Origin of the sequence: Paraburkholderia caledonica NBRC 102488 (assembly GCF_000685095.1) — a bacterium.
GTDB lineage: Bacteria > Pseudomonadota > Gammaproteobacteria > Burkholderiales > Burkholderiaceae > Paraburkholderia > Paraburkholderia caledonica.
The window spans coordinates 53,230-66,720 of sequence record NZ_BAYE01000019.1 but is presented as its reverse complement, the minus strand read 5'-3'; the positions used below and the strand labels follow the sequence as shown (position 1 = coordinate 66,720).

Sequence of the window (13,491 nt, the reverse complement as noted above, 5' to 3'; positions counted from 1 at the left end):
CCCATTGATGAGTCGAAAACCCGCTATGTTTGAAAAAATCCTTATTGCCAATCGTGGCGAGATCGCGCTTCGCATCCAGCGCGCCTGCCGCGAACTGGGCGTCAAGACGGTCGTCGTCTATTCCGAAGCCGACAAGGAAGCCAAATACGTCAAGCTCGCCGACGAAGCCGTCTGTATCGGCCCGGCACCTTCCAATCTGAGCTACCTGAATATGCCGGCGCTAATCAGCGCGGCGGAAGTCACGGACGCCGAGGCGATTCACCCCGGTTACGGCTTTCTGTCGGAGAACGCCGACTTTGCCGAACGCGTCGAGCAATCCGGCTTCACCTTCATCGGTCCGCGTCCGGAAACCATCCGGATGATGGGCGACAAGGTGACCGCCAAGCAGACCATGATCAAGACCGGCGTGCCGTGCGTGCCGGGTTCTGAAGGCGCATTGCCGGAAGATCCGAAAGAGATCGTGAAAATTGCGCGGCAAGTCGGCTATCCGGTCATCATCAAGGCCGCCGGCGGCGGCGGTGGCCGCGGCATGCGCGTCGTTCACACCGAAGCGGCGCTCGTCAACGCGGTCAACATGACGCGCGAAGAAGCCGGCCGTGCTTTCGGCAACCCGCAGGTCTACATGGAAAAATTCCTGGAGAACCCGCGGCACATCGAGATTCAGGTGCTTTCCGATTCGTTCAAGAACGCGGTCTGGCTCGGCGAGCGCGATTGCTCGATGCAGCGCCGTCACCAGAAAGTGATCGAGGAAGCGCCGGCACCCGGCATTGCGCGCCGTCTGATCGACCGCATTGGCGACCGTTGCGCGGATGCGTGCAAGAAGATGGGCTATCTTGGCGCCGGTACGTTCGAATTCCTGTACGAAAACGGCGAGTTCTACTTCATCGAAATGAACACACGCGTGCAGGTCGAGCACCCGGTGACCGAACTGATCACGGGCGTCGACATCGTGCAGGAACAGATCCGCATTGCGGCCGGCGAAAAGCTCGCGTTCCGTCAGCGCGACATCGTATTCAAGGGCCATGCGATCGAATGCCGGATCAACGCTGAAGACCCGTTCAAGTTCATTCCGTCGCCGGGACGACTCACGTCGTGGCACATGCCGGGCGGCCCGGGCATTCGCGTCGATTCGCATGCCTACAATGGCTATTTCGTGCCGCCGAACTATGATTCGATGATCGGCAAGCTGATCGCTTACGGCGCCACGCGCGAGCAGGCAATCAAGCGGATGCGCATCGCGCTGTCGGAAATGGTCGTAGAAGGAATCCAGACGAACATTCCGTTGCATCGCGAGCTGATGCTGGACGCGAAGTTCGTCGAAGGCGGCACGAGCATTCACTACCTCGAAAACCGGTTGGCCGCGAAGCTGCAGGCCGCGCCGGAAGAAGCGTAAGTCATGAGTTACCGGGAACTGGTCGCCGAATTGGCTCGCGAGCATGCGGAGGAATTTTCCGACGCGCTGCTCGAATTGGGCGCGCTATCCGTATCGGTCGAAGACGCGGACGCCGATACGCCCGACGAGCAACCGCTTTTTGGCGAGCCCGGTCTCACGCCCGACCGCACCGCATGGCAGCGTTCGCGCGTGATCGCGCTGCTCGCGGCAGAACATGAACCGGCGGTGCTGCTTGCCGCCGCTGCGAACGAGGTCGGCCTTGCGGCGGCGCCGTCGTTCACCGTGCGTGACGTCGAAGAACAGGATTGGGTGCGTCTCACGCAATCGCAGTTCGATCCGATCCCGATTGGCGAGCGCATCTGGGTCGTGCCTTCGTGGCACGACGCGCCGGACCCCAACGCGCTGGTGCTCGAACTCGATCCTGGCCTCGCGTTTGGAACCGGCAGCCATCCCACCACGCGTCTGTGCATGGAGTGGCTCGAGCAATCGGTGAAGCCTGGACAATCCGTGCTCGACTACGGTTGCGGCTCAGGCATTCTCGCGATTCTCGCGAAAAAATGCGGCGCCGATCCGGTGTACGGCATCGACATCGATCCGCAAGCGGTCGAGTCGGCGCGTCATAACAGCGAGCGCAACCGCGCCGAAGTCACCTACGGTCTGCCCAACGAATGCCCCGCCGGCGAATTCGACATCGTCGTTGCCAATATTCTGTCCAATCCGCTCAAGCTGATGGCCTCGATGCTCTCGTCGAAGGTCAAGCCGGGCGGCCGCATCGCATTGTCGGGCATTCTGGCGCGCCAGGCCGACGAAGTCGCGCAGGTGTACGCGCGATGGATCGACATCGGTGTATGGCGCGAACACGAAGGGTGGGTATGTCTGACGGGAACACGCCGCGAAAGCCATTAGAATAAGGCGTATTGTCCAACCAACGGCCCCTCGGCTAACCGGCTCAATATGCTTCTGGCGACGCGCTGTCCCTTCTGTGAAACCGTCTTCCGCCTGCAACCGACGCAGTTGGCGCTGCGCCGCGGCCTCGTGCGTTGTGGGCAATGCCATGAAGTGTTCGACGCATCCGGCAGCCTCTTCGACATAAGCGAGGGCGGCGACTTCTCCACTGCAAGACAGGTCTCGGCAGCCGCGGCAATCGAGGCGCTCACCGGCGTGCGCCCGAGCGGCGCAGACTTCAGCCCCGCTGCCTGGGATCCCTGGGCGCCCCGCCCCACGCCGCTCTTCGAGGAACGCTTCCGTCATAACGCACAGAACGTCGCGGCCCAGCCCGGCTACACCGGCGCAGGCACCGCTGGTGCATCGGGCCACGCCGCGACGAAGCCCACGTTGCCGCCCGGCGCACCCAGCACGGCGGTGCCGGCCGACCACGAACCGCTGCTCGCGGACGCGCCGCTCGAACCCTTCGCCTATGAAGCGGAGCCGCCCGCCGAAGAAGCGCCGCGCGTGTGGCACAAGACCGAACGCCCTTCCGATTTTCCAATCGACGAGCCGGTACTCAACGAGTCGGCTGCGTTCCATGGATTCTCCGATAACGAACCGCATTTCGGAACGACCGGCGTAGGCGCGGCCGGCCTCGGCGCAACTCATCCGCATCCCTATTCCGCCAATCCCGCCGATACCGATCTGCGTGGGCCGACTCGCGCGGCTGCAACGCCGAGCGGTGAGCCGTTCTCGGTGCAGCCGCCGATCAGCGACGACATGGATCCGTTTCAGGTAACGCGGGAGACGCGCGCCGCCGAACCACGGCGCCTCGCATGGATCGTCGGCGGATCGGTGGCGGCGGTCTTGCTCGTCATCGCGTTGCTTGCGCAACTCGCGTGGTGGCAGCGTGAAACGGTACTCGTCTATCTGCCGGGTACCCAGGCGCTGTACGCGAAGGTGTGCGCGTCGCTCGGCTGTCAACTCACCGCGCCGCACGATATCGACGGCTTGCAGGTAGAGCCGTCTGATTTGCGGCAAATCGACGGGCCGCACAAGCTCGAGTTGCGAATGCCGCTGCGCAACCGCTTCAACGTCGCGCTGGCCTATCCGGCGATCGAACTCACGCTTCTCGACGATCAGAACAACGTGGCGTTGCGCCGCGTGCTGTTCCCGCAAGACTACGTTGCGCCCGGTACGCCCATCGCAGCCGGCCTGCCGCCGCACATGACGCAAACCATGATCGTGCACCTCGATACCGGCAACGCGGTCGCCTCCAATTTCCGCGTACAGATCTTCTATCCGTAACGCATCCCTGCGCGCCTCGCGTCGAGCGGGCGCGTTCACCGTCATCACAGACGAACTTTCGGAGCACAACAACATGAGTCAAGTCACGCTGGGTGGTAACCCGATCGATGTAGCCGGCACCTTCCCGTCGGTGGGTCAGAGCGCTCCCGCTTTCTCGCTGGTCGGCAAGGATCTCAAGCCGCTGTCGCTCGCCGATTTCGCCGGCAAGCGCAAAGTGTTGAACATTGTCCCGAGCCTCGACACGCCGACCTGCGCGACGTCGACCCGCAAGTTCAACGAAGCCGCCGCGAAGCTGAGCAACACGGCTGTGATCGTCGTGTCGCGCGACCTGCCGTTCGCCGCCTCGCGCTTTTGCACGACGGAAGGCATCGACAACGTCGTGACGGCCTCGACCTTCCGCGGCCATGAGTTCGCGCAGGCGTACGGCGTCGACGTGACGAGCGGTCCGCTCACGGGTCTCACGGCGCGCGCGGTTGTCGTGATCGACGAGAACGACAAGGTGGTTCATGCGGAACTGGTCGGCGAAATCAAGAACGAACCGAACTACGACGCAGCACTTGCCGCGCTGAAGTAAAACCTCAGCACACGAAGACTCCGGCGCCGCGCTTCACGCGCGGCGCTGTCACGTCCTCACTACCTATTTCTTCATTTTTTACAGGACGCTCGCCTTGGCTACGCTGATTTGCGGCTCGCTCGCCTACGACAACATCATGACCTTCGAAGGCCGCTTCCGGGAGCACATCCTGCCGGAGCAGGTCCACATCCTGAACGTGAGCTTTCTCGTGCCGACGATGCGCCGCGAGTTCGGCGGCTGCGCGGGCAACATTGCGTATTCGCTCAACCTGCTGGGCGGCGACGCGCGCATCATGGGCACGCTCGGCGCGGTCGACGCCCAGTTGTACATGGACCGGTTCGCGCAACTCGGGCTATCGACGGAAAACGTGCTGGTCGTGCCGGGCACCTATTCGGCGCAGGCCATGATCACCACCGACCTCGAGAACAATCAGATCACCGCGTTCCATCCGGGCGCGATGATGCAGTCGCACCTGAACCGCGCGGACGAAGCGAAAGGCATCACGCTCGGCATCGTCGCGCCCGACGGCTACGACGGCATGGTCCAGCATTCCGAGCACCTCGCGGCGGCGGGCGTGCCGTTCATCTTCGATCCAGGTCAAGGTTTGCCCCTCTTCGACGGTGCTGCACTGCGGCGCATGATTGAACTTGCGACTTACGTAGCTGTCAACGATTACGAAGCCAAACTTGTGAGCAACAAGACAGGTTGGTCGATCGAAGAGATCGCCGGCAAGGTCGAAGCGCTCATCGTCACGCTCGGTGAACACGGTGCGCAGATTCATCAAGCGGGCGGTGTCGAAGAGATTCCGGCCGTCAAGGCACAGCAGGTGCTGGACCCCACAGGATGCGGCGACGCGTTTCGCGGCGGCTTGCTGTACGGCATCGAGAACAAGCTCGGCTGGGCGACCACCGGCCGTCTCGCGAGCCTGATGGGCGCGCTGAAGATCGAGCATCAGGGTCCGCAAAACTATGCGCCTACCCGGGCGCAGATCAACGAACGGTTCAAGCAGGCGTTCGGGTACGACCTGCCGTAATACCGAAGCTATTGGAGTTAGGGAATGAGAATAACGAGTCGCCTGATAGTGGCCACCTTGATCGCCGGTTCGCTGGCCATGTCGGGGTGCGCATACAACAGCAGCTCTGCCGACGTTTACACGGCGTCGCAGGCACAGCGCGAAGAAACGGTCCGCATGGGCACGGTCGACAGTGTGCGCGCAGTCAAGATCAGCTCGAACAACGGTCAGCCGAGCGGCATCGGCGCAATCGGCGGCGGCGCTCTCGGTGCAGTGGCGGGCAGCACTATCGGCGGCGGCACGGGCTCGATCATCACCGGGATTATTGGCGGTCTGGCGGGTGCGGTGGCCGGCAACTCGGTCGAGAACCGGGTGGCCGTGCACGACGGTCTGGAAGTTACCGTGCGGCTCGATAACGGCGACATCCGCGCAATCACGCAAAGCTCAACCGGCGAGATCTTCCGTGCCGGCGAGCGTGTTCGGCTTCTTTCCAGCGGCGGCGTCACGCGCGTCACGCACTAAGGTTCCCCTCTCGAACGGCCAGGCATAACGCGGCCGCGTCGACCTCACACGCATGCCCTCCCCTGTGCATGCGTTTTTTTTCGCCTGCGCGCCGTTCGGGCGTGTGTGACTGAATCCGTGGCTGCATCCGCGTGTCGACGTTCCCCGTTATGCACCGACGAAAAAAATCCCGTCGCCGGAAACCGGCAACGGGACCCTGACCGAGTAGCACTCACGAAGCTACGTTGAGCGCCACTCGATCATTGGACGCATGGTGCGATGCGTCCATGCACTCCTACTGCTTACTGACCTGCTAACTGACCGAGTTACGGACGGCTGCCCGTCGGGAACGGCCATGCCGCTGCCGGGTTCAGCGCAGTCTTCACCGTCGCCGCCGGTGCGCTCGAAACAGAAGTCGCAGCGGGTGCAGGCGCAGCCTTTTTGGCGACAGCCTTCTTCGCAGGGGCAGCCTTCTTCGCAGGAGCAGCGGCCTTCTTCGCAGGAGCAGCCTTCTTGGCAGGCGCAGCCTTTTTAGCGGCAGCCTTTTTCGCAGGCGCAGCCTTCTTGGCGGCAGCCTTCTTGGCAGGCGCGGCTTTCTTCGCAGCAGCCTTCTTCGCAGGCGCGGCCTTCTTGGCTGCGGCCTTCTTAGCCGGCGCTGCCTTCTTCGCAGTCGCCTTCTTGGCCGGTGCTGCCTTCTTCGCTGCGGCCTTCTTCGCCGGTGCTGCCTTCTTCGCTGCTACCTTCTTTGCCGGTGCGGCTTTCTTGGCTGCAACCTTCTTAGCCGGCGCAGCTTTCTTCGCTGCTACCTTCTTAGCCGGTGCTGCTTTCTTTGCCGCGACCTTCTTGGCCGGCGCTGCCTTCTTCGCTGCTACTTTCTTTGCCGGTGCTGCCTTCTTCGCCGGAGCGGCCTTCTTTGCTGCGACCTTCTTTGCTGCAGGCTTCTTAGCGGCGGCTTTCTTTGCAGTTGCCATCATTTTCTCCTTCAGGTTTTCAGATGAGAGTCAGTTCAAACTACACCCTTCGTCAAAACCCGCTTCCCGCGGACGCTTCTCAGGGCGCGCGCTACGAAGCGGGCTATTCATCGGCGTACGCAGGTGCCGCGCGCTTACGCTAATGAATGCGGTAAGGCGCGCCGTGCCCGAAGGCACCGCGCGCCAAATGTCATCGGTGTTGGGTTTCAACACCGGCAATTGCTTGATCGAGCCACCGGCGATGGCGCCGGCGACTTTTTCCGGGGGGAAGTTTGCCCATCCCACTGAAGGGTTCGCAAAGTGCCTGTCATGTTTGTGGGCCGCGAAGGCACGCGGCGCACCGGGCACGCTTTGCATCAGGCGGTTCAGCTCCTAAACATAATTGCCGCGGCCGAGGCTCACGGCATCCCCATCGATGAATGCATCTACGACACGAACCCGGATCACTCCCAGGTCAGCGCGCCGCCAGTCTGATATTCGATCACACGCGTCTCGAAGAAGTTGCGCTCCTTCTTCAGGTCGATCATCTCGCTCATCCACGGGAACGGGTTTTCCTCGTTCGGGTACAGCGGATCGAGACCGATCTGCTGGCAACGGCGGTTGCAGATGAAGCGCAGATAACTCTTAAACATCGACGCATTGAGGCCGAGCACCCCGCGCGGCATCGTGTCTTCTGCGTAACGATATTCAAGTTCGACCGCTTGCTGGAAGATCTCGCGGATTTCCGCGCGGAACTCAGCCGTCCAGAGTTGCGGGTTCTCAAGTTTGATCTGGTTGATCAGGTCGATGCCGAAGTTGCAGTGCATCGACTCGTCGCGCAGGATGTACTGGTACTGTTCCGCGGCGCCCGTCATCTTGTTCTGACGGCCGAGCGCCAGAATTTGCGTGAAGCCGACGTAGAAGAACAAGCCTTCCATCACGCAGGCGAACACGATCAGGGAGCGCAGCAGCGTCTGGTCAGTCTCGAGCGTGCCGGTCTGGAAACCCGGATCGGTCAGCACGTTGATGTACGGAATGAGGAATTCGTCTTTCGCGCGGATCGAGGAGACCTCGTGATACGCGTTGAAGATTTCGCCCTCGTCGAGGCCCAGCGATTCGACGATGTACTGATAGGCGTGTGTGTGGATCGCTTCTTCGAACGCCTGGCGCAGCAGGAACTGGCGGCATTCGGGAGCCGTGATGTGGCGGTAGGTGCCCAGCACGATATTGTTGGCGGCGAGGGAGTCGGCCGTGACGAAGAAGCCCAGGTTGCGCTTGACGATGCGGCGCTCGTCTTCGGTCAGCCCGTTCGGGTCTTTCCAGAGGGCGATGTCGCGCGACATGTTCACTTCTTGCGGCATCCAGTGGTTGGCGCAACCAGCCAGATACTTTTCCCAAGCCCACTTGTACTTGAACGGCACCAACTGATTCACATCAGTCTGGCCGTTGATGATGCGCTTGTCGGCGACATTCACTCGCGCTTCCGAAACCGCAGCGGTTCCAGCAGCATGAGCAACGGTAGCAGCGGGAGCGACAGCGATGTCGTTCGCGAAGATGTCTTGAGCCGAGGGAGCATGAGGAGCGGAACGCGTTCCGACTTGCGAACCGACAGCCGGTCCCGCAGCGTTGCGCAACACGTTCGGTTGCGTAGCGCTCGAGGGAGTTACGGCAGTGATCTCGTCATCCCAGTTGAGCATAAATGTCACCATCAATTTAGAACGGTTTGTACCATCTTTTCACGAGCGATAAAAGAGTCCACTCGCGAAAAATCCTGTTTTCGATTCGCGTTGCTACGTTCATACAACACTTTGTTCAACAGACTGTGTACGTTGCCTCGTATGAAGCGAGTTGAACGTGTGTCGTCTAGGTGCTTCGCGAGTTCGAAGAGCAACGCGTTGAAGCGTCGTTTCGCTGCTCTATCTATCTGTATTGCGGAGTGCGTTTGCTGTGTCTTGCACTTCTCCGCGGGTTGCCGGTTCGTCAGCGCTAGCGAGATGAAGTTCAATGCAATGCGTGGCGATGCGTGTGGCCGACTGCGTTGTTCGCTCCATCGGTCGAAGCGTCGGGTCGCGCGCTCGGATGTTGTCTCGCGCGCTTCGTGAAGTACCGACTCGTTGCTTCGTCGCCTGGCTTCGTTGCTTCGTTGCGCTTGTCGCCCGGCTTCGTTGCCTAAGCTTCGTTGCGTGGATGCTTCGCTTCGTTGCGTCGATGAGCGGTGCGGCCTCGCTGACTTCGTCTATCCTGCTTGCCGCGCCGCTCGTCGGTTTATATCTGCTTCATCTATCAGGTTCGTTGATCGCTGCATGCGGGTCTTTACCTGGAACCCGTCAGCAAGCAACGAACCCGCTTACTGCTTGACGCTTACTGGCAAGCCTCGCATTCGTCGAAGCCGGGGTCGCCCGGACGCATCATGCAGACGGGACCGTCTGCTTCGGGCGCCGCTTCCACTGCGACTGCCGGCGCTGCCGCTGCTGCTGCCTGGAGGCCGCCGCCATTACCGAGTGCACCACCGGCACCGCCGCTCGCGCCGAAACCGCCTGCCGCGCCGCCGCCGACACCACCCGTGCCTTCACCGCCGCCCGAGCTCACTGCGTTGAGCGCGCCGTGAGCGACCGTCGACTTCTCGACGTGCGTTGCCGCCATCGTGCGTAGGTAGTACGTGGTCTTCAGACCGCGCACCCATGCAAGCTTGTAGATCTCGTCGAGCTTCTTACCCGATGCGCCGCCCATGTAGATGTTCAGCGACTGCGCCTGGTCGATCCACTTCTGACGGCGCGACGCCGCTTCGACGAGCCACTTCGGATCGACCTCGAACGCGGTCGCGTATATCGCGCGCAGGTCGGCCGGGATACGGTCGATGCGCGAGAGCGTGCCGTCGAAGTACTTCAGGTCGGCGACCATCACTTCGTCCCACAGGCCGCGCGCCTTCAGGTCGCGCACCAGGTAGTCGTTGACCACCGTGAACTCGCCCGACAGGTTCGACTTCACATACAGGTTCTGGAACGTCGGTTCGATGCAAGCCGACACGCCGATGATGTTCGAGATCGTCGCCGTCGGCGCGATCGCGATGCAGTTCGAGTTGCGCATGCCGTAAGTGGCGATGCGCTCGCGCAGTTCGGTCCAGTCCATCGACTCGCTCGAATCGACTTCGACATAGCCGCCACGCGCGTCGGCCAGCAGCTTGACCGAGTCTTGCGGGAGGATGCCGCGATCCCACAGCGAGCCGCGGTAGCTGGAGTAGCGGCCGCGTTCTTGCGCCAGTTCGGTCGACGCGTAGTAAGCGTAATAGCAGACCGCTTCCATCGACGTGTCGGCGAACTTGACCGCTTCTTCCGACGCGTACGGCGTGCGCAGCAGATGCAGGCAGTCCTGGAAGCCCATGATGCCCATGCCGACCGGACGGTGCTTCAGGTTCGAGTTACGCGCCTTGGCAACTGCGTAATAGTTGATGTCGATCACGTTGTCGAGCATGCGCATTGCAACGCTGACCGTGCGCTTGAGCTTGTCGTGGTCGAGCGCGAGCGTGCCGTCGGCCTGTTCCTTCAGATGCGCGACGAGGTTCACCGAGCCCAGGTTGCAGACCGCGATTTCCGAGTCGCTCGTGTTCAGCGTGATCTCCGTGCAAAGGTTCGACGAGTGGACGACACCGACGTGCTGTTGCGGCGAACGCACATTGCACGGATCCTTGAACGTGATCCACGGGTGGCCGGTTTCGAACAGCATGCCGAGCATCTTGCGCCACAGTTGCGCCGCGGGCACCTTCTTGAACAGCTTGATCTCGCCGCGCGCGACCTTGTCTTCGTAAGCCGTGTAAGCCGCTTCGAACTCGGCGCCGAACTTGTCGTGCAGGTCCGGGCAGGTCGACGGCGAGAACAGCGTCCAGTCGCCGCCTTCCATCACGCGCTTCATGAACAGGTCGGGAATCCAGTTCGCCGTGTTCATGTCGTGCGTGCGACGACGGTCGTCGCCGGTGTTCTTGCGCAGCTCGAGGAATTCTTCAATGTCCAGGTGCCACGTTTCCAGGTACGCGCATACTGCGCCCTTGCGCTTGCCACCCTGGTTCACGGCGACCGCCGTGTCGTTGACGACCTTCAGGAACGGCACCACGCCTTGCGACTTGCCATTGGTGCCCTTGATGTGCGAGCCGAGCGCGCGCACGCGCGTCCAGTCGTTGCCGAGACCGCCGGCAAACTTCGAGAGCAGCGCGTTTTCCTTCAGTGCTTCGTAGATGCCGTCCAGGTCGTCGTCGACCGTGGTCAGGTAGCACGACGACAGTTGCGAGCGGCGCGTGCCCGAGTTGAACAGCGTCGGCGTGGACGACATGAAGTCGAAGCTCGACAGCACGTTGTAAAACTCGATCGCGCGCGCTTCGCGGTCGATCTCGTTCAGCGACAGGCCCATTGCGACACGCATAAAGAATGCCTGAGGCATTTCGATACGCACGCCGTCGTGGTGCAGGAAGTAACGGTCATAGAGCGTCTGCAGACCGAGATAGCCGAATTGCAGGTCGCGGTTGTTGTCGAGCGCGGCACCCAGGCGCTTCAGGTCGAACTGCAGCAGCTTGTCGTCGAGCAGCTCGGCTTGCACGCCGCGCTTGATGAACTGCGGAAAGTACTCGGCATAACGCTCGCCCATTTCGGCTTGCGTGACTTCTTCTTCGAGAATCTCGCGGCGGATGGTGTGCAGCAGGATGCGAGCGGTGACCTGGCTGTAGGCCGGGTCTTTTTCGATCATCGTACGGGCAGCCAGAATCGCCGAGTCGTAGACCTGGCTCATCGGCACGCCGTCGTACAGATTCTTCACCGTTTCCGCGACGATCGGCTCCGCGCTCACCGCGTCACCCAGGTTCGCGCAAGCGGACTCGATAATGCCGCGCAGTGCAGCGAGGTCGAGCGGACGCGTCACGCCGTTGTCCGTGACCGTGAGGCCCGGCGTGCCGGCGGCAGCGTGATCGTCATGAGCGCGCGCCTGCGTGCGCTTCTCGCGATACAGCACGTACGCACGTGCGACGTTGTGCTCGCCGCCGCGCATTAGCGCGAGTTCGACCTGATCCTGAATGTCTTCGATATGGAACGTGCCGCCGTTCGGACGGCTGCGCAGCAGCGCGCGCACCACGTTCTGCGTCAGTTGCTCGACCAGTTCACGCACACGCGCCGACGCCGCGCCTTGCCCACCGTTGACGGCGAGAAATGCCTTCGTCACGGCGATGGCGATCTTCGACGGTTCGAACGACACCACGCTGCCATTACGACGGATCACCTTGTAGTCGGCGTACGTCGCTTGCGGCGCGAGCGCTTGAGTGCCTTGTGCCTGGCCGAACGCCTGGCCAGTCGGTGATCCCTCATACCGGGTCGTCACGTTGTCGGTGGTTTGCATGTGCAAAGCTCCTGGTCCTGGAAATATTGCGGCGAGTGCCGCGGATTAAAACGAACGCTGCGCCGCCGCGTGCGCAAGCGAGGAGGTGCAGGAAAAAGACCGGCCTGGGCGGCTGGCGGGATGCGACTGCGATGAAGCCTGATTCGAATTGAAAACGGTCTTCGTCGTATGTGTCGCGATCACTCTCAGCCCCCTTCCTGATGCTTATGGTTGCCGCCGGCTGGTCAGGTCCGGCTGCGCTGCAGGATTATTTTTCGCTGCCTGGAATGCTTGCGGCGCCGTGCTCAAAGAGCGGGGCGCCGCGACTTGTGCACGTAGTTATGCACTCGGTTATTCACACAGTTATGCACAGGACACACAATATCTAGTGCGTAACTGAATTTGTGGCACCAAGTATAGTGGAGATTCGAGACAGGTCAAACGGTTTTATTTGCTTTTGAAGTCTTGACTTTTGCACCGCGCGGCGCGAAGCGCTCCACCCGCAGAAGCAGGCAGAGCCTCGCTCTGCGGCTCACGCGCGACGTCGCGCAAAGTGCCGTTACAGCGTTCTGGAAAACTTGAGATAGGGGAAATACCGATCCGCCAGCAACGTATCGCGTTGCAGACGCGCCCACTCGAAATGTGGTCCTGGATCAGTCTTGCGGCCCGGCGCAATGTCGGAGTGCCCGGCAAGCGCTTCGATCGGATAGCGAGCCGTCAGCGCACTGACGAGCGAGCCGAGCGTGCGGTACTGCGCCGCCTCGAAAGGAGTCGTGTCACTGCCTTCCAGTTCGATGCCGATCGAGAAATCATTGCAACGCTCACGGCCGAAAAAGTTTGAGGGGCCCGCGTGCCACGCGCGCTCATTGCACGACACGAACTGCTCAAGCTCGCCGTCGCGATGAATCACGAAGTGCGCGGACACCCGCACGCCGCGCAGATGCGCTTCGTAATAAGGATGCGCGTCACAATCGAGCGTATTGAGGAACAGTTCGGCGATCGCCGTGCCGCCAAACTGGTTAGGCGGCAGGCTGATGTTGTGGACCACGATCAGAGTCGGCACCGAGCCTTGCGGCCGTGCTTCGAAATTCGGCGATGGCAGCCTGTGTGCCTGTGCAACCCAACCGTCTGCGTCGACGGCGAACGCGATGCTCATCGAGCGTCGCGGCCCGTGGGTCGTGCGCCGTGCCGCCGCGCGTGCGCGGCGCTGCAGAACGGCTGCCCGGCGACGACCACCGAGTCGCTCTTAGGCGCATGCACGCCGCACTCGACGCAACGGATCATCGGCTCGGCGAGTTGAGGCGCCTGTGCAGGGCGCGCGGCACCGTTGCCATTGCCGGCGGCGCCCGATGCGCCTCGCGCGCCGCCGGCGCCGGTGCGTTGTGCCGAGTGCGCGTCATGACGGCGCAGCGCCTTCACGAGCCACTGGCCGACGAAGAACAATATGATGAGCAGAAGAATTTGTCGCATG

12 protein-coding genes are annotated in these 13,491 nt (G+C 62.0%); 6 read left to right on the top strand and 6 right to left on the bottom strand.

The annotated features are described in order from the left end of the window. Window positions 1–25 precede the first annotated feature (25 nt). From accC to BCA01S_RS27520, 6 genes are all read left to right on the top strand, one after another. Window positions 26–1,393, top strand: a complete 1,368-nt coding sequence (gene accC / locus BCA01S_RS27545; protein ID WP_020071265.1) for an acetyl-CoA carboxylase biotin carboxylase subunit — start codon at window positions 26–28, stop codon at window positions 1,391–1,393. Between the two features lie 3 nt (window positions 1,394–1,396). Then, the gene (gene prmA / locus BCA01S_RS27540; RefSeq protein WP_027779660.1) at window positions 1,397–2,299 is read left to right on the top strand and encodes a 50S ribosomal protein L11 methyltransferase; all 903 of its coding nucleotides are present in this window, start codon (window positions 1,397–1,399) and stop codon (window positions 2,297–2,299) included. A 48-nt stretch (window positions 2,300–2,347) separates the two neighbouring features. Then, the gene (locus BCA01S_RS27535) at window positions 2,348–3,628 is read left to right on the top strand and encodes a DUF3426 domain-containing protein (RefSeq protein ID WP_027779659.1); all 1,281 of its coding nucleotides are present in this window, start codon (window positions 2,348–2,350) and stop codon (window positions 3,626–3,628) included. A 73-nt stretch (window positions 3,629–3,701) separates the two neighbouring features. Next, a complete protein-coding gene (gene tpx / locus BCA01S_RS27530; protein WP_027779658.1) occupies window positions 3,702–4,202 on the top strand; it encodes a thiol peroxidase in 501 nt (166 codons plus the stop codon). Between the two features lie 94 nt (window positions 4,203–4,296). Next, window positions 4,297–5,235 carry a carbohydrate kinase family protein gene (locus BCA01S_RS27525; protein ID WP_027779657.1) on the top strand — a complete coding sequence of 313 codons (939 nt, stop codon included), beginning with the start codon at window positions 4,297–4,299 and terminating at the stop codon, window positions 5,233–5,235. Between the two features lie 24 nt (window positions 5,236–5,259). Then, window positions 5,260–5,736 carry an outer membrane lipoprotein gene (locus tag BCA01S_RS27520; RefSeq protein WP_027779656.1) on the top strand — a complete coding sequence of 159 codons (477 nt, stop codon included), beginning with the start codon at window positions 5,260–5,262 and terminating at the stop codon, window positions 5,734–5,736. Window positions 5,737–6,041: 305 nt separating this feature from the next. Here BCA01S_RS27520 and BCA01S_RS27515 read toward each other — a convergent pair whose 3' ends face one another. The 6 genes from BCA01S_RS27515 to BCA01S_RS27485 all read right to left on the bottom strand — a co-directional run bounded on the left by BCA01S_RS27515 (window position 6,042) and on the right by BCA01S_RS27485 (window position 13,490). Continuing rightward, window positions 6,042–6,686 (bottom strand): histone H1-like DNA-binding protein, encoded by a 645-nt coding sequence (locus BCA01S_RS27515; protein WP_027779655.1) that lies wholly within the window; start codon window positions 6,684–6,686, stop codon window positions 6,042–6,044. A gap of 30 nt (window positions 6,687–6,716) precedes the next feature. Further along, on the bottom strand, window positions 6,717–7,043 hold the full coding sequence (locus tag BCA01S_RS27510) for a hypothetical protein (protein WP_027779654.1): 327 nt from the start codon (window positions 7,041–7,043) through the stop codon (window positions 6,717–6,719). Between the two features lie 86 nt (window positions 7,044–7,129). After that, a complete protein-coding gene (locus BCA01S_RS27505) occupies window positions 7,130–8,362 on the bottom strand; it encodes a ribonucleotide-diphosphate reductase subunit beta (RefSeq protein ID WP_027779653.1) in 1,233 nt (410 codons plus the stop codon). Window positions 8,363–9,026: 664 nt separating this feature from the next. Then, window positions 9,027–12,041: a ribonucleoside-diphosphate reductase subunit alpha gene (locus BCA01S_RS27495; RefSeq protein WP_027779652.1), complete on the bottom strand. Its 3,015-nt coding sequence runs from the start codon at window positions 12,039–12,041 to the stop codon at window positions 9,027–9,029. A 538-nt stretch (window positions 12,042–12,579) separates the two neighbouring features. Beyond that, window positions 12,580–13,176, bottom strand: a complete 597-nt coding sequence (ampD, locus tag BCA01S_RS27490; protein WP_027779651.1) for a 1,6-anhydro-N-acetylmuramyl-L-alanine amidase AmpD — start codon at window positions 13,174–13,176, stop codon at window positions 12,580–12,582. Next, window positions 13,173–13,490: a PP0621 family protein gene (locus BCA01S_RS27485; protein ID WP_027779650.1), complete on the bottom strand. Its 318-nt coding sequence runs from the start codon at window positions 13,488–13,490 to the stop codon at window positions 13,173–13,175. Before BCA01S_RS27485 ends, ampD begins: the two co-directional genes overlap by 4 nt. Window position 13,491 lies beyond the last annotated feature (1 nt).